The 15,847-nt window shown below is 70.5% G+C and carries 13 protein-coding genes; 6 read left to right on the top strand and 7 right to left on the bottom strand.

Annotated features, from left to right (window positions below; genetic code table 11):
* Positions 1–12 precede the first annotated feature (12 nt).
* Genes G7043_RS32955 through accC form a run of 5 tightly spaced genes read left to right on the top strand, consistent with a single transcriptional unit; the run spans position 13 to position 6,947 of the window.
* Positions 13–1,764: an acyl-CoA dehydrogenase family protein gene (locus tag G7043_RS32955; RefSeq protein ID WP_166052397.1), complete on the top strand. Its 1,752-nt coding sequence runs from the start codon at positions 13–15 to the stop codon at positions 1,762–1,764.
* The gene (locus G7043_RS32950) at positions 1,761–3,497 is read left to right on the top strand and encodes an acyl-CoA dehydrogenase (protein WP_166052395.1); all 1,737 of its coding nucleotides are present in this window, start codon (positions 1,761–1,763) and stop codon (positions 3,495–3,497) included. Before G7043_RS32955 ends, G7043_RS32950 begins: the two co-directional genes overlap by 4 nt.
* Positions 3,494–5,155: an acetyl-CoA carboxylase, carboxyltransferase subunit beta gene (accD, locus tag G7043_RS32945; protein WP_166052393.1), complete on the top strand. Its 1,662-nt coding sequence runs from the start codon at positions 3,494–3,496 to the stop codon at positions 5,153–5,155. Before G7043_RS32950 ends, accD begins: the two co-directional genes overlap by 4 nt.
* On the top strand, positions 5,152–5,598 hold the full coding sequence (gene accB, locus G7043_RS32940) for an acetyl-CoA carboxylase biotin carboxyl carrier protein (protein ID WP_166052391.1): 447 nt from the start codon (positions 5,152–5,154) through the stop codon (positions 5,596–5,598). The genes accD and accB overlap by 4 nt, the downstream gene beginning before the upstream one ends.
* Before the next feature lie 5 nt (positions 5,599–5,603).
* Positions 5,604–6,947: an acetyl-CoA carboxylase biotin carboxylase subunit gene (accC, locus tag G7043_RS32935; RefSeq protein WP_166052389.1), complete on the top strand. Its 1,344-nt coding sequence runs from the start codon at positions 5,604–5,606 to the stop codon at positions 6,945–6,947.
* Here accC and G7043_RS32930 read toward each other — a convergent pair.
* From G7043_RS32930 to G7043_RS32920, 3 genes are all read right to left on the bottom strand, one after another.
* Positions 6,918–8,306 (bottom strand): DHA2 family efflux MFS transporter permease subunit, encoded by a 1,389-nt coding sequence (locus G7043_RS32930; protein WP_166052387.1) that lies wholly within the window; start codon positions 8,304–8,306, stop codon positions 6,918–6,920. The genes accC and G7043_RS32930 overlap by 30 nt on opposite strands.
* 114 nt (positions 8,307–8,420) lie before the next feature.
* On the bottom strand, positions 8,421–9,278 hold the full coding sequence (locus tag G7043_RS32925; RefSeq protein WP_166052385.1) for a hypothetical protein: 858 nt from the start codon (positions 9,276–9,278) through the stop codon (positions 8,421–8,423).
* An 80-nt stretch (positions 9,279–9,358) separates the two neighbouring features.
* Positions 9,359–9,793 carry a peptidase inhibitor family I36 protein gene (locus G7043_RS32920; protein ID WP_166052383.1) on the bottom strand — a complete coding sequence of 145 codons (435 nt, stop codon included), beginning with the start codon at positions 9,791–9,793 and terminating at the stop codon, positions 9,359–9,361.
* A 179-nt stretch (positions 9,794–9,972) separates the two neighbouring features.
* On the opposite strand from G7043_RS32920, the gene G7043_RS32915 reads away from it, so the two are divergent.
* A complete protein-coding gene (locus G7043_RS32915) occupies positions 9,973–11,382 on the top strand; it encodes an AfsR/SARP family transcriptional regulator (RefSeq protein ID WP_166052381.1) in 1,410 nt (469 codons plus the stop codon).
* Between the two features lie 32 nt (positions 11,383–11,414).
* Here the strand turns inward: G7043_RS32915 and G7043_RS32910 are convergent, their stop codons facing one another.
* Genes G7043_RS32910 through G7043_RS32895 form a run of 4 tightly spaced genes read right to left on the bottom strand, consistent with a single transcriptional unit; the run spans position 11,415 to position 15,734 of the window.
* Positions 11,415–12,806: a dynamin family protein gene (locus G7043_RS32910; protein WP_166052379.1), complete on the bottom strand. Its 1,392-nt coding sequence runs from the start codon at positions 12,804–12,806 to the stop codon at positions 11,415–11,417.
* Positions 12,803–14,566, bottom strand: coding sequence for a dynamin family protein (locus G7043_RS32905; protein WP_207312015.1), 1,764 nt, complete (start codon positions 14,564–14,566; stop codon positions 12,803–12,805). The genes G7043_RS32910 and G7043_RS32905 overlap by 4 nt, the downstream gene beginning before the upstream one ends.
* 3 nt (positions 14,567–14,569) lie before the next feature.
* A complete protein-coding gene (locus G7043_RS32900) occupies positions 14,570–15,109 on the bottom strand; it encodes an IniB N-terminal domain-containing protein (RefSeq protein WP_166052377.1) in 540 nt (179 codons plus the stop codon).
* A gap of 55 nt (positions 15,110–15,164) precedes the next feature.
* Entirely contained in the window at positions 15,165–15,734 is a 570-nt protein-coding gene (locus tag G7043_RS32895) for a hypothetical protein (RefSeq protein WP_166052376.1), read from the bottom strand.
* Between the last annotated feature and the right edge of the window lie 113 nt (positions 15,735–15,847).

The following is a 15,847-nucleotide window of genomic DNA, read 5'->3' as shown; positions in this document are numbered from 1 at the left end:
CGGAGTGGTCCCATGTCCGCGACGCTGAACGGACCGGAGGCCACCCGCTACCCCGCCGGTGCCGAGCTCGATCACCGGCTCGGCGACCCGCGAGCGGACGAGAACCCCTACGGGTTCGCCGCGATGAGACAACGGGACGAGCGCGCCGACCTCACCGCCCTCGCAGATGAGGCCGGAACGGATCTGCGCCTCGCGTTCGTGCCGCGCTGCTTCGGCGGTGAGCTGCTCACCGCCGACGACACCCTCATGTCGGCCAGGCTCGCGTCCCGCCGGGACGGCACGGCCATGCCCGCCACCATGTTCGGCATCACCGCCACCACGTGCGTGCTGCTGGCCGGCACCCCGGAGCAGTGCGCCGAGGTCGTGACGATGGCGCGGCACGGCCAGTCCATCGGCTTCGCCCTCATCGAGGAGGAGCACGACGGCGACCTGCTGGCGGGCGACTGCTCGTTGTTCGACGACGGCCGTGGCGACTACCGGCTGACCGGACGGAAGTGGCGCGTCGGTCTCGGGCCGCGGTGCTCGGCCCTGCTCGTCCTCGCGCGCACCGGTGACCGCGGCCCCGCGGCCTTCACACTGGTGCTGCTGCGGGACCAGGACCTGGCAAAGGCCAAGCGGCACGTGCACCGCACCGAGGGCTTCCGCGGCATCGAGTTCGCCGACTTCTGCTTCGACAACCTGCTGGTGCCCGTGCAGGACGTCGTCGGCGGCATCGGTGAGGGCATGGAAACGGTGCTGCGCGCGCTGCAACTCGTGCGCGCCATGAGCACGGCGGCCAACCTCGGCTGCGCCGACACCGCGCTGCGCCTGACGATGGACCACGCCACCACCGCCGGCTTCGAGGGCGCGCCCCTGACCGCCATGCCGTACGTGCGCCGCGAACTCGGCGCCTCCGCCGCGGCCCTGACCGTCGCCGACGTGGTCGCCACCGCCTGCGCCCGCGGCCTGCACACCCTGCCCGGTCAGCAAAGCCTGTGGTCGAGCGTCGCCAAGTCGGTCGTGACGGACCTGTCCGAGGACGTGTTCGCCCGCTGCGCCGACGTACTCGCGTTCCGCGGCCAACTCGCCGACGGCCCGACCGGCGCGTTCGGCGTGGCCCGCCGCGACAACGCGGTCGTCCGCTACCTCGACATCGACCCCGTCGGCAACCTGCGCCTGATCGCCCAGCAACTGCGTCGGCTCGCCTCCCACGACGTGCTCGACCAGCCGCCACCTCGCCCGGAGCTCGCGACGACGTTCAGCCTCGACGCACCCCTGCCCGAACTCCGCCTGAGCGACCTCGCGCTGTCCTGGCGCGGGCGGGACGACGTGACCGCCGCACTGCCCGCGGTCTCGCACGACATCCGCGACCTCCTCGCCGGGGAGCCGTCCGCCGGCCCGTTGCTGTGCCGGTTGGGGTCCCTGCAGGCAGCGCTCAGCCTGATCCCACGGGACGTGCACGAACTGGCCGACGCGCTCGGCAAGGACTGCGGCCGCTCGGCCGAGCTGCTCGACCTGGCCGAACGCTTCGCCCAGCTGCACGCCGCCGCGAGCTGCGTGCACCTGTGGTGGTTCAACCGCCACCGGCCGCTGTTCGGTCAGGCGCCTGCCTCGACCGGTTGGCTCGTCGCCGCCCTGGACGTGCTGCGCAACCGCGGCGGCGGACCGCGCGGCCGGCTCGAACCCGAGATCGCCGCCGCACCGTTCACGCTGGCGGAGGCGCTGCACGCGGATGGCCGGCTGTTCAGCGCCGCACCTGTACAGCTGCGGGAGGGCGCGTCATGACCCGCGTCGCCGACCTCGCCGCGCTCACCGAGGACCTCGAACGCCACCTCGGCGACCCGCACGACCCGAACAGCCCGGCCTCCTTCGCCACCATCCTCGACCTCGACGAGCGCGAGCAGTACCCGCACGTCCTGCTCGACCACCTCAGAGCCTGGCGGTGCCACGAGTTCGGCGTGCCGGTCAGCGCGGGCGGGCGCGGGGTGGCCACCCAGGACTCCATCGCGTTCGGCACGGCCATCGCCCGCCGGGACGCGACGGCGGCCACGGCGTTGAGCATCACGATGCTGGCGTACCTGCCGATCTGGGTCGGCGGCACCGACGAGCAAAAGAAACGCTACGGGCGTGCGGTCTGCAACGGCGCCAAGGTGTCCTGGGGGCTGTCCGAACGTGAACACGGCAGCGACCTGCTGGGCAACCAGATGACGGCCCGACGCGCGGAAGGCGGCTATGTCGTCGACGGCGAGAAGTGGCTGATCGGCAACGCCACGCTCGCGGACTACATCGTGCTGTTCGTCCGCACGGAGGACCGCGGTGGGCCCGCCGGGTTCACGATCCTGGTGCTGGACAAGCGGTCCACGCCGGCGCACCACATCACCGCGTTGCCGGACGAGCAGCTGCACGGACTGCGCGGCATCGACATGAGCGGCGTTCGGCTCACCCGGTGCTTCATCCCGGAGTCCGCCCGCATCGGCGCGGAGGGACAGGGGCTGGAGATCGCGCTCAAGAGCTCACACCCCGTCCGCGTCATGATCACCGGCATCGCGCTCGGCTGTGCGGACACGGCCTTGAGGCTGACGCTCGACTTCACCACCCACCGGCGGATCTTCGGGCGTGAAGTGGTCGACGTGCCGTACTCGCGGCGCAAGCTGGTCGAGTGCTTCGCCGACCAGCTGCTGTGCGACGTGCTCGCCAACTGCGCCGCGCGCGGGTTGCAGGCTTCACCCGACCAGAGTTCGGTGTGGTCGTCGGTGGCGAAGTTCCTGATACCGACCGTGCTCGACCGCACGGTCAGTGCTCTCGCCGTCGTGCTCGGCGCGCGGCACTACCTGCGGGCGCACCCGCGGTACGGCGCGTTCCAGAAGGCCAAGCGCGACCTGTTGGTGGCGAACTTCGCCGACGGCAACACGGTGGTGAACCTCAAGAACGTCGCGCTGCAGCTGCACAACCTGCTCAAACCCGCGGAGGCCGACATCGCAAGGGCGTCCGTCGTGTTCGACTGGGACGCCGAGCTGCCGCCGATCCGGCCGTGGGCCGCGCAGACCGTGAGCCGCACCGGAGACGACGCGCTGTTGACGTTGCCGCACGCATTGGACCTGCTGCGGCACCGAGGCTGGGACAAGTGCGTCCGGCTCGGCGAGCTGTTCGCCGGTGAGATCGAGAAAATGCGCGAGGAGTGCGCGTCACTGCGCGAGACGCGAGGCCGCCGGTACGGCGACTCGGCCGAACTGTTCGTGCTGGCCGAACGGTACTGCGTCGTGCACGCCGCCGCGTGCTGCCTGGCGCATCGGGCCATGTCGACGTGGATCGGCGAACCGCTCGTCGGCCCGGAGCCGTTGCTGCTGTGCCTGCAACGGCTGTGGCACCTGTTGCACCCGCTCGACACCGTCATCGATGAGTCCGATGTGGACGCCGGAGCGGCGGTGATGCTCAGGTTGTACCGGGAGAACCGTTCGTTCGGCTACCGCCAGTTCGCCCTCGCCAAGAGCTCCGAACCGGGAGGTGAACCGCGATGAGCGACGACGACGTGCGGTGGGCGAAGTGCCCGTCCTGCACCACGCTGGTGTACCTGAAGCGGCTCGACAAGCACGCCAAGGTGTGCCCCGAGTGCTCACACCACTGGCGGATGCCGGTGCGCGAACGGCTGGAGCTGTTGTTCGACGACGGGTCCTTCGAGGAGTTCGGTGCCGGGCTGCGGCCGGAAGACCCGCTGGAATTTCACGACAGCAAGCCTTACACCCGCCGGCTCGCCGATGCCGAACGGCGCACAGGCGAGGCCGAGGCGTGCATCTGCGCGTCGGGAGCCATCGACACGGTGCGGGTGATCGTCGCGGCGGTGGACTTCGGCTTCATGGGCGGGAGCATCGGCAGCACGACGGGCGAGAAGATCGCGCTGGCCGCCCGGCGTGCGCTCGACGAGCGCACGCCGTTGCTGATGATCTGCGCGTCCGGTGGAGCGCGGATGCAGGAGGGCGCGCTGTCGTTGATGCAGCTCGTGAAGACGAGCCAGGAGGTCGCGCGGCTGCACGAGGCGGGCGTGCTGTGCCTCAACCTCAACACCGATCCGACCTACGGCGGCGCGACGGCGTCGTTCGCGACGCTGGGTGACGTCGTCATCGCCGAACCGGGTGCGCGCATCGGGTTCGCCGGCCCCAACGTCATCGCGCAGACCATCCGGGAGGAGCTGCCCGACGGGTTCCAGACCGCGGAGTTCCTGCTGGCCAACGGGATGCTCGACATGGTGGTGTCCAGGGACGCGCTGCGGCCGTTGCTCGGCAGGCTGCTGGGCATGCACACGAAGTCGAACCCCACGCCTGAGGCCCCGCGCACGCTGATCACCGACCCGGAGCGGATTCCCGAGCGGGCCGCGTGGGACGTCGTGCTGTCCGCCCGCGACCTCGGCCGCCCGACCACTTTGGACTACTGCGCGACCGTGTTCGACGACGGTCTCGTGGAACTGCACGGCGACCGCCGTTCCGGTGACGACCGGGCCGTGGTGGGCGGGCTGGCCCGCCTCGCCGGGCGCACCGTCGTCGTCATCGGCCTGCAGAAGGGACATTCACCGCCGGAGCTGGTGCGGCACAACTTCGGCATGCCGAACCCGAGTGGCTACCACAAGGCGCGCAGGCTGATGGGGTACGCGGAACGGTTCGGCTTCCCGGTGGTGACGCTCGTCGACACACCCGGCGCGTTCCCCGGCGCCGACGCCGAACGCAGCGGCCAGGGCACCGCGATCGCCGAGTGCATCATGCGCATGTCCCGGCTGCGGGTGCCCACCGCGGTCGTGCTCACCGGCGAGGGCGGCAGCGGTGGCGCGCTCGCGCTGGGCGTCGGCAACCGCGTGCTGATGCTGGAGAACGCCTACTTCTCCGTGATCAGTCCCGAGGGGTGCTCGTCGATCCTCTGGGGCACGTCGGCGGAGGCGTCCCGTGCGGCGGAGGCGCTCAGGATCACGTCGCGCGAGCTGCTCGCGCTCGGTCTCGTCGACGGCGTGGTCGCGGAACCACCCGGCGGTGCCCAGTCCGACTGGGAGACCACCGCCCGCAACGTCCGCTCCGGCCTGGTGCAGGCGCTCACCGAGCTGGACGGCATGACCCCGGAGCAGCTGACCGACGACCGCTACGCGCGGTTCTCGCGGTACGGCGCTCCCGTTGAGAGCGAGGTGCCGGTATGACCGAGGAAACGACTCAGGGCGTGGCTCCCGAGGCCGTCGCGGCCCAGGTGGTGCGACTGGCCAACGAACTGCCCGGCACACCACAGCGGATGAAGGTCGAGGCCGCGGGGACCGCTGTCGAGGTCGACTGGGACACGTCCGCGGATCCCGCCGGTGCACCGGACGAACCAGCGCCGTCCCACGACGGTGAACCCGCCGGGCCGCGGATCACCGCTCCCCTGGTAGGCACGTTCTACCGCTCGCCCGGTCCCGGCGAGGCGCCGTTCGTCGAGGTCGGTGACGTGGTCGCGGAGGGCCAGCAGGTGGGGATCGTCGAGGCCATGAAGCTGATGAACCCGGTGGAGGCGACCCAGTCGGGCACGGTCGCCGAACTGCTCGTCGAGGACGGCGAGATGGTCGAGTTCAGCCAGCCCCTGATCCTGCTGGCCCGCGACGGGAGCTGAGGTCCATGTTCGGCAAGGTGCTCGTGGCCAACCGCGGTGAGATCGCCGTGCGCGTGATCAGGGCGTGCCGCGAGCTCGGGGTGCGCACCGTCGCGATCTACTCGACCGCCGACGAGTCGTCGATGGCGGTGCGGCTCGCGGACGAGGCCGTGCACGTCGGCGGGTCGCCCGCCAAGCAGAGCTACCTGAACATCCCGAACATCATCGGTGCCGCCGTCAAGACCGGCGCCGACGCCGTGCACCCCGGCTACGGTTTCCTGTCCGAGGACCCGTACTTCGCCGAGATCTGCGCCGACCACGGCATCACGTTCATCGGCCCGCCGCCGCAGGTGATGGAGGCGCTGGGCGACAAGGCGACCGCGCGGCGCCTGATGACCGACGCCGGACTGCCGTTGCTGCCGGGCACGCTGTCCGCGCCCGCGTCGGTCGAGGAAGCGGTCGAGGCCGCCGCCGATGTCGGGTTTCCGTTGCTGCTCAAGGCTTCCGCCGGGGGCGGCGGCCGGGGCATCACGATCGTGCCGTCGGAGTCCGAACTGCCGGACGCGGTGCGCGCGACGCGAGCCGAGGCGCAGACGTTGTTCAACGATCCGTCGGTGTACCTGGAGCGCTACCTGAGCCCGGCGAAGCACATCGAGGTGCAGGTGTTCTGCGACGACCACGGCAACGCGATCCACCTCGGTGAACGGGACTGCTCGGTGCAGCGCCGCAACCAGAAGCTGCTGGAGGAGTCGCCGTCGCCGGTCGTCGACGAGGAGTTGCGCTTCCAGCTCGGCGAGGCGGCCGTCCGCGGTGCCCGCGCGGTCGGCTACCGGGGTGCGGGGACCATGGAGTTCCTGCTGGACGAGGACAACCGGTTCTGGTTCATGGAGATGAATGCCAGGATCCAGGTGGAGCACCCGGTCACCGAGCTGGTGACGTCCGTCGATCTCGTGGCCGAACAGCTGCGGGTGGCGGCGGGCGAACCGTTGTCGGTGAAGCAGGAAGACGTCGTGCTGCGCGGCCACGCCGTGGAATGCCGGATCAACGCGGAGGACCCGGAACGGGACTTCGCCCCCACTCCCGGTGTGCTGGAGGTCTGTCAACCTCCCGGCGGCCCGTGGGTGCGGTTCGACTCGCACTGCACGCCGGGCTACACGGTTCCGCCCCACTACGACTCGATGATCGGCAAGGTCATCGTGTGGGCCACCGACCGGTCGGCCGCGTTGAACCGGATGGACCGGGCGCTCACCGAACTGCGGGTCGAGGGCCCCGGCGTGCACACGACCGCCTCGTTCCACCGGGAACTGGTGCGGCACCCCGTGTTCCGTCAGGGCGGCGTCTCAACGGACTTCCTGCGCAACCACCTGTGACCGCGGCACCAGCGCCATCGCCACCACCGCCAGCGCCATCGCGCCCGCCCCCACCCACAACGCCGGCTGCAGCCCGTCGACGAACCGCTGCGGCGACTCGAGCCCGCCCCACCCGCTGAAGACCGCCGCCAGCAACGCGACCCCGATCGTCGCACCGAGCTGCCTGGTCGCCGCGTTGGCACCAGCGGCGATGCCCTGCTCGTCCTCCCTCACCGACCCCATCAGCACGTGGGCGATCGGCGCGTAGAACAGTCCCATGCCCAACCCCGCCAGCACGAACGCGGGCAACTGCGCCGCGTACGACACGGTCGGCGTGATCACCACCGCGTAGTAGCCGAGCGCGAGCGTCTGCAGGACCAGCCCGACCAGCACCACCGGCCGTCCCCCGAACCGGTCCGCGAGCATTCCGCTCACGGGCGCCGCCACCATCGGCGCCGCCGTCCAGGCCAGCATCCGCACCCCCGCCTGCATCGGGTCGTACCCCTGCACCGTCTGCAGGAACTGGGTGAGCAGGAAGATCGCCCCGAAGACGCCGACACCCATCAACAGGCTGGCGACGTTGATCCCGCTGAACGCCCGGTTGCGGAACAGGGCGAGCGGCAACATCGGCTCATCGGTCCTCTTCTCCCACCACACGAACAGAACCAGCGCCAGGACGCCTCCGGTGAGCATGGTCAGCGTGGTGGCCGAACTCCACCCGTCCACGTGGCCGCTCACGATCCCGAACACCAACCCGAACATCCCCAGGCTCACCAGCACCGTGCCGGCCACGTCCAGCCGGGCGTTCGGTCCACGGCTGTCCGCCAGGCCCCACAACGCCACCGGCGCGAGCAGCAGCCCGACGGGAACGTTGAGCCAGAAGATCCAGTGCCACGACAACTCCTGCACGACGAGTCCGCCCACCAGTGGTCCCGCCGCGGCGGAGACACCGCTGACCGCGGCGTACACGCCCAGCGCGGCACCGCGTTTGCGTTCCGGGACCGCCGCGGTCAGCAACGTCAGCGACAGCGGCATGATCACCGCGGCCCCCACGCCCTGCACGGCACGGGCCGCGATCAACCACCCGATGCCCGGTGCCAGCGCCGCCGCGGCCGAGGCGCCGGTGAAGATCAGCAGACCGGCGACGAAGACCTTGCGCCGGCCGAACCTGTCCCCCGTGGCGGCGGCCAGCATCATCAGCACCGCGAACGACAGCGTGTAGGCGTTGACCGTCCACTCCAGGTCGTTCAGCGCGCCACCGAGCTCGACGCTGATGGTGGGCAGCGCCGTCACGATCACGAGGTTGTCCAGGCCCGCCATGAACGCCGCCAGGCCGGTGATGGCGACTGCTCGGGCCACGTTCTCCTTGGTGTGGAGCATCGGACGCCTCTCGCGGGGTGACGTGTCAGGCCTGGCCCCACTGGGTTTCCGGTGCGCCGCAGGCAGAAACCGCGCCGTCTCACTTGGTGTTCCCGGTTTCGCGGTGTGGACGGCTCAAGCCTTCGCCGCCGCCTCGGTCCACGCCTTGGCGACCCGGTGCAGGTCGACTCGGTCCACCTCGGGGAGTTCGGCCACCAGGCGGTGTTTGATCCGCAGCACGAGGTCCGGGACGCCACCCTGCTCGGCGCACTCACCGTCGGCGACCGCGGTGGCGATCTCTCGTGCGCGCAGCTCCGGCGACGGCCCCTGGCGCCCGTACAGGTCTTTCAGCTCGTCCTGCGCCGCTTCTGGTGACGTGACCTGGAATCCCCTGCCGGACATGCACCTCGACCATTCGCGGATCGCCGCCAGGTACTCCTGGTCCTTCTCCACCTGCTTGGCCAGGGTGAGGTGCAACGCCTGCGGCACATAGGTGATCCGCGCCCACTCGACGACGTCGCCGTACAGCGTTCGTTGGGCTTCGGCCTGGCAACCGCCGCCAGCGAACGACACCGTGCCACCGTTGCTGAGCTTGATCGCGCGGCGTTCACCGTCGGTGCCCACCAGGGCTTCCTCGTAGGCGTCCTGATCCGCGGGTGCGAGTTCGCTGACGTGCGCGTCGTTCGCCGTCACGTCCTGCTTTGTGCCGGTGTACTGCTCGTACAGGCCATATCCACCGGCTCTGCGACCCTCCACTGTGGAGTCCGGGGTGGCGGGAACCTGGTCCGGCGGCAGGTAGGACCGGCCGCGCTTCGACATGCACTCACCGATCAGCCGGTGCTCGGCGGACACCAGCACGCTGTTGACGCGGTCGTACGACCCGGTCTGGGTGAGCAGGTCGAACGCAGCCGTGTCATCGGACGTGCGGTCATCGGGCGTGCGTCCGCATCCGGCGAGGAGCAGGGTGAGGACGACCAGCAGGCGGAGCGGCACGACGACCTCCCGGGGTGACCCCGCCGGCCAGTGGCCGGCGGGGCGACGGACCAGACCCAGACGGATCAGACTCGGACGGATCAGACGCAGTTCGACCACGAGTTGGAGCTGGCGGCGTTGTCGAAGCCCCACGCCCCGAGGTTGGGAATGCCGACGCTGCGGTTCAGGCCGATGTTGCCGCGGGCACCGAGCGTGTAGCTGAAGCCGTCCCACAGGTACGCCCAGCACCTCGTGCCGGCGTTGTAGACCGAGGAGGCACAGTCGTTCCACGTGCCTCCGCCACACGTGCGGTGCGCGAACCGGCGCCAGTCTGGATTGGTGCCGGCCAGCCTGCCCGGCCCGTCGCTGTAGTTGTTGTTGACCCAGAAACAAACGTTCGTCGACGTGCAACCCGGAGGCGGGGCCATCGGCGCCACTTCCTCGGTCGACCGTTGCACCGGCTCGGCGCTCGCGACGGCCGCGGAACCGAACAACACCATCGCGACCGCGGCGAGCACGAGCAGAACTCGTCTCATCGTCTTCCCCTCTCGTTTGCCGTTTCCAGCGGTCATGAGGCTGCCGCAACGACATTGGCCTGGCCTTGGACAACTCTTGGACCCGCTGCTCAACACCGGTTCCCTTGGCAGGGAGGACCTTCGGCCGATGTCCGCGGGCGGCGGAAGTGGCACGATGTCGCTCTGAGGGGGGCGAAACCGTGGGGGTTCAGTTCAAGCTGCTCGGGGATGTTTCGTGCCTGGTCGACGGTGTCCCGCTGGACATCGGTCACCGCCGGCAACGCAGTGTTCTGGCGGTGCTGCTGCTCGACGCGAACCGGCCGGTGCCGGTCGAGCACCTGATCGACCGGATCTGGTCGGCGGAGGCGCCGTTGCGCGCCCGCACCACGTTGTACGGCTACGTGCACCACCTGCGCCGCGCGCTGGACGCCACGGGGGCGCGGCTGGAGACGCGGGAGGAGGGTTACCGCCTCGTGGTGGACCCGATGTCCGTGGACGTGCACCGGTTCGCGCGACTCGCGGCCCAGGGGTGGGCCAGCGGGGAGTGCGTGCTGTTCGACCTGGCGCTCGCGCTGTGGCAGGGCGAACCGCTGGCCGGCCTGGAGTCGCCGTGGTTCGACGCCGTGCGCGAAGACCTGCGAAGACAGAAGCTGGCGGTCGAACTGGACCGCAACGACGCCTGGCTGCGTGCCGGACGTCATCAGCAGTTGCTGCCCGTGGTGGCCGCGATGACCGGTGACCTGCCGATGGACGAGCGGCTCGCGCATCAGTTCATGCTCGCTGCCTACCGCTGCGGCCGGCAGGACGAGGCGTTGCACCGGTTCGCCGCGATCCGCGCACACCTCGCCGAGGAGCTCGGCGCGGATCCGGGCGAGGCCTTGCGGACGTTGCACCGCAGGGTGCTGAACGCCGATCCCGGTCTGTGCCTGCCTCCCGCCGGTGGACCGCGCCGGCCGGTGCCCCGCCAGCTGCCGACGCCGCCCCGGTTGTTCGTCGGCCGCGCGAGCGAGTTCGCCGCGCTGGACGGCTACCTGGGCGCCGGACGTGCCCCTTCACCCGCGGCGCCGATCGCGGTGGTGCACGGCCCGCCCGGCATCGGGAAGACCGCGCTGGCGCTGCGCTGGGCACAGTCCAGAGTGGACCTCTTCCCGGACGGGCAGCTGTACGCGGACCTGCGCACCGAGAACCCGTTGCGCGGCTTCCTGGACGCGCTCGGCGTCGAGCCTTCCGAGATCCCCGCGGATCTCTGCGCCTGTGCGGGGTTGTACCGCAGCCTCGTGGCGGGCAGGCGCATGCTGATCGTGCTCGACCACGCGACCGACGCGGAACAGGTGCTGTCGCTGCTGGCGGGAAGCGCGACCAACACGATGATCATCACGAGCCGGGATCCGTTGATCGAGCTGATCGCGACGCACGGGGCGCACAGCGTGCGGCTGGACGCGTTGCCGGCGGACCAGGCGCGGCAACTGATCGCCGGGCACATCGGTGAACGGCGGATCGCCAGCGAGCCGGTGGCGGTCAGTGCGATTCTGTCCCGGTGCGGAGGAATTCCGCTGGCGTTGAGCACGGCGGCGGCGCGGTCGTTGGCGTCCAGGTCGCGGTTCGGCTGAACGCGGATCTCCGCTGGCAGCTCGCGGCGGACTCAGCGGCGGGGCAGCAGGCCCTCGCAGGTGCGGATCAGCACCCGGCACGCGTCGGCCGCACGCCTGGTCAGCATCGGGTTCTCGGCGTGTCGCTGCCAGCGTTGCAGCGCGGCGAACGCGGCCTGTCCCACCTCGCGCGGGCCGCAGCCGTCGGGCAAGCCCAAACGCACCAACGGATGTGCGCCCTCATCGCCCAGCAGCCGGGAGGCCAGCTCCAGATCGGGCACCTTCACCGTGCCGGATCGCAACGCGCTCAACAGCCGCAGCTCGGCGAACTCGTGCGTGCCCGCCAGGATTCGCTCGACCGCGCCGGTCAGCCGCGAGTCGCCGACCGAGCGCAGCACGCCGTCGAGCGCCAGCAACGCCGAACGCGCCTTCAGCAGGTGCCGGCGTTCGCTGAACTGGGTGTGCAGCACCTTCTGCAGTTCGCCCAACCCGCTGCGCGCCACCAGTTCCGCGGCCAGTGCCGACGGTTCGGTCACGCCCTGCCTGATCAACGTCACCGCCAGCCGGATGCCGAACACGCCGAACCGGCCCAGCAGTGCCCGCCGTTCCACCGAGCCGTCCGCGAACCGGTCAGCGGACAGCAGCAAGGACTCCAGCTCTTCGCGCGGCACCGCGGCCAGCGCCGACAACGCGACGAAGTCGTTCTGCCGCAACGAACGACCGGAGAACGCCAACAAGCCGGCGACCGCCACGACGTTCTGGCACAGGCCCTGCAGCGAGGGGTCCGAGCGGTAGCGGCTGGCGATGCCGCGGGCCGAGATCATCGCGTCCACCCGGCCGCCACCGATCTCGTCGGCCCGCGAGATCACCGCGACGGTGTTGATCGCGGTAGCCCGCGCGACGCCCTGGTCGCGGAACGACTCCAGGAAGTTCGCGTCGGCCGAGTGCAGGTGCCGCATCAGGTAGATGACTGCGTCGGCCTCGGTGGGCGTCGAGTCGTCCGGCGTGAGGAAGCGGGTGGCGTGCAACGAGTTCGACGTGGTGAGCGACGCGATGCCGGGAGTGTCGATCAACGTGGTCGAGCGCAGCGACTGCGAGGGCCAGTCGACCACGAGCCGGTCGGCGGGACCGTCCAGCGCGATCTCCAGCGCGCCGTCGCGGCGGACCACCGGCAGCGATCTGCCTTGGGGGAACTGGACGATGCGCGGTGAAGGGCCGTCGCGGTACCAGGTGACGACCTTCGTGCACTCGCCGGCGTCGGTCGGCGCGATCTCCTCGCCGACCAGGGCGTTGAGCAGCGTCGACTTGCCCGCCTTGACCTTGCCGGCGATGGCGACCCGCAACGGCTCGTCGAGCCGGACCAGTTGGCGCCGCAGCACTTCCCTCGCCTGGGGATACAGGTCGACGGCGGCCAGCAGCGTCCGCCGCACCTCATCGGTGATCATGCCGTCACCTGCTTCACCACGCGCTCCAACGCCGCCAGCTCCGCCTTGATCTCGGTGAGCCGCGCGTCGCGCTCGCTCTGTGAAGCCTTCACGGACTTCTGCGCCGCCTGGATGGACTCCTGCAGCGAGCGCTTCAGCTGCTCGGCCAAGGTCGTGAAGTGGTCGCGCAGGTCGCGTTGCAGGCCGCGCAGCATGTCGCGGGAGTCCTTGCCCGCGTGGAACGACACGTCGTCCACGTACTTGCGCAGCGCCACCTTGCAGTCGTTCTGGCGTTTCGTGGTGATCCGCTTGCGCTCGTCCACGATCCCCTTGCCGCCCAGCAACAGCGCCGCGCCCACCGAGATCGGGTTGATCAGCGTCATGCCGATCACCGTGCCGATCAGGCCGAACATCAGCAGGCCGCCGTAGCCGCCGCGCAGACCGGTGAGCAGGCGGCTGCCGAGGCCGAACTTGTCCGACTCGCGCACCGAGAGCTCCGGCACCGACCGCAGCGGATCGGCGGTGCCGACGCGCAACGCCGGCAGCATCTGCTCGCGTTCCGAGTCGAAGTGCTCCGCGACGCGCTTGGCCAGCCAGCGCGCTCGCTGCGTCGCCCAGACCGAGTTCGCCGACACCGCGGACGTCACGGCCTGCTGCGCCCACACCGAGAACTGGTCCCAGATCTTCTGCGGATCACCGGCCAGCAACGCCTCCTCGGCTTCGCGGACGATCTCCCGCATCCGGTCGCGCAGGTCGTAGTCGACGTCGGCGTTGAGGTCGGCCACGCCGTCGCTCAGCGTCTGCTGCCAGCGCGCCGACCGTTCCTTCAAGCCCGCCGCGCGCTGCTCGGCCTCGGTGAGCTCCCGGATCAGCTGCTGCACCGACTCCGGGTTCTCCTGCGCCGACTGCTCGGCCCGCAGGCCGTCCACGACCTGGCCGATCACCGTCAGCACGTCGTGCAACGTCGACCGCCGGGCCAGCAGGTCGGCCTGGGCGAGGACCTTCTTGCGCAGATGAGTCACCAGCGCCGGGTAGCCGGACTCGGCGTTCACGGCCTGATCGCCGGACTGCAGGGCGTGCCACCGCAGGGTCGACGACACGGTGAACAGCTCGGCCTTGATGCCCGCGTCCGCCAGGTGCAACCGGTCGCGGTCGGCGATCGAGCGCCAGTCCGGGTACAGGTCGGTCTTGGTGAGCACGCAGGCCACGTTCGGGCACACCGCCATGGCCTGCTTCAGGAACTCCAGCTCCGGCGCCGTGTACTCCTGCGAGCTGTCGGAGACGAGCAGCACCGCGTCGGCGGACGGCAGCGCCGCCATCGTGGCGGCGCCGTGGACCGAGCTGAGCCCGCCGACACCGGGGGTGTCGACGAGCACCAGTCCCTCGGCCAGCAACGGCCGCGGGAGGCCTACCTCGACGTGCAGCAGGCGTTCGCGGTTGCCCGGGTTGCCCTCTTCCGAGGCGAACGCCGACAGCTCCTGCAGCGGCACCTCGGTGCGGCCCTCGGCCCGCACCACCGTCACCGTCGGCACCTCCGCGTGCTTCACGACGGTCGGCACGGCGGTGGCGACGTCGTCGGACACCGGGCAGACCGGTGCCCCGACGAGGCCGTTGACCAGCATGCTCTTGCCTTGTTTGAACTCGCCGACGACCAGCAGGCGCACGTGGTCGTCGGCCAGCCGGGCCCTCGCCTGGTGCAGTCGCCGCTCCAGGTCGGGCCGGCCGTAGCGCTCGATGGCGGCCAGCGCGAGCTCGACGGCCTGCTGGGGTGTGGTCGGCACTGGTCACCCCGTCCCCGCGAGGGAGCCGACGGTGTCGACGGGCTCGGGCTCTTCGACGGGTGGCTCGTCCAGCAGCACGGGCTCCGGCTCCGGTTCCGGCTCGGCCGGCAGTTCCAGCGCGGGCTCCGGCTCGTCGTCCTCCTCGGCAGGTGCCGCGGCGTCGGTCCGGTCCACGTCGATGTCGTTGAACGAGTCCTTCACCTGCACGACGTTGGTCTCGGTGTCGTTGTCCTGGATGGCGACGGAGTTGACCTCCGTGTCGTCGTCGGAGTTGAACGAGTCGTCGATCAGCACGGTGTCGCGGTCGTCGATGTTGAACGTCTGGTCGATCTGCTGGACCGGACGGTCGTGCACGACCTCGGTGTGGTGCACCTCCCGCACCGGGCGGTCGGCCATGATCAGCTTCGCGTCCCGGATGTCGGCGTCGGTCGCCCCGGCCAGGCCGGCCCGCGCCAGCTCCTGCTGCGGGTTCTCGTCGAACGCCTGCTGGGCCTTCGGGTCCTTCATCATGTTCATCAGGAAGTCGATGAGCTTTTCCAGCATGGTGGTGTCTCCTCACCGAGGAGACCGGCCCCGAGGCGGCGGGGCCGGTCGGCGGTCAGATGGGCAGGTCGAGGTCTTCGAGGACGTTGTCGATCTGGGTGTCGACGTCCAGGTCGAAGTCCTGGTCCTGGTCGGAGACGGCGGTCTGGTCGGCGTCCTGGTTCGAGAACTGGTCCGAGTCGAGGTCGGCGTCCTGGTCGGCGTCCACGTCCACGTCGGAACGGGCGTCGCCACCGTTGCCACCGCCGGCGTCGGCGTTGCCGCCGTTGCCCGCGACGCCACCGTTGCCGCCGACCCCGAGGCCGCTGCCGCCCGCGGAGCTGCCGAAGTTGACGTTGACCAGACCGTCCTGGTCGATGTCGCCGCCGGCGCCACCGATGCCGAGACCGTTGCCGCCGTCCGCGCTGCCGCCGTCGCCGGCCACGGCGATGCCACCGTTGCCGCCGTTACCGGCCTCGGTCTCCGTGACGGTGGTGGTGTCCTGGTCCTGCCTCGCGTCCTGCGCCGAGGTCTGCGGCGCGACCTGTGCCGACTGGACCTGCTGCTCGCTCGCCTGGGTGCCGTCGGCGTCCAGGTCGGCGGTCAGGTCGGCGAGGAAGGCGTTGAGGTCGATGGGGTTGCTCATGTCGGGCTCCTAAGTGTCTGGTCCGCCGGACGACGTTTCGACCGGCTGCCAACAAAGTTAGGGACCCTTGCGCCCCTTGCCATCTGGGTCGCTCCCGGTTCGTCACCGACCGC

It is taken from the genome of Lentzea alba, assembly GCF_011067745.1.
Classification (GTDB): Bacteria; Actinomycetota; Actinomycetes; order Mycobacteriales; family Pseudonocardiaceae; genus Lentzea; species Lentzea alba.
The sequence above is the reverse complement of the archived record's forward strand: the minus strand, read 5'-3'. Positions and strand labels throughout refer to the sequence as shown.

What these genes read in the sequence shown, in the direction of transcription:
- G7043_RS32955 (WP_166052397.1), top strand. Translation starts at nt 13, where the DNA reads ATGTCCGCGACGCTGAACGGACCGGAGGCCACCCGCTACCCCGCCGGT.
- G7043_RS32950 (WP_166052395.1), top strand. Translation starts at nt 1,761, where the DNA reads ATGACCCGCGTCGCCGACCTCGCCGCGCTCACCGAGGACCTCGAACGC.
- accD (WP_166052393.1), top strand. Translation starts at nt 3,494, where the DNA reads ATGAGCGACGACGACGTGCGGTGGGCGAAGTGCCCGTCCTGCACCACG.
- accB (WP_166052391.1), top strand. Translation starts at nt 5,152, where the DNA reads ATGACCGAGGAAACGACTCAGGGCGTGGCTCCCGAGGCCGTCGCGGCC.
- accC (WP_166052389.1), top strand. Translation starts at nt 5,604, where the DNA reads ATGTTCGGCAAGGTGCTCGTGGCCAACCGCGGTGAGATCGCCGTGCGC.
- G7043_RS32930 (WP_166052387.1), bottom strand. Translation starts at nt 8,306, where the DNA reads ATGCTCCACACCAAGGAGAACGTGGCCCGAGCAGTCGCCATCACCGGC.
- G7043_RS32920 (WP_166052383.1), bottom strand. Translation starts at nt 9,793, where the DNA reads ATGAGACGAGTTCTGCTCGTGCTCGCCGCGGTCGCGATGGTGTTGTTC.
- G7043_RS32910 (WP_166052379.1), bottom strand. Translation starts at nt 12,806, where the DNA reads ATGATCACCGATGAGGTGCGGCGGACGCTGCTGGCCGCCGTCGACCTG.
- G7043_RS32900 (WP_166052377.1), bottom strand. Translation starts at nt 15,109, where the DNA reads ATGCTGGAAAAGCTCATCGACTTCCTGATGAACATGATGAAGGACCCG.
- G7043_RS32895 (WP_166052376.1), bottom strand. Translation starts at nt 15,734, where the DNA reads ATGAGCAACCCCATCGACCTCAACGCCTTCCTCGCCGACCTGACCGCC.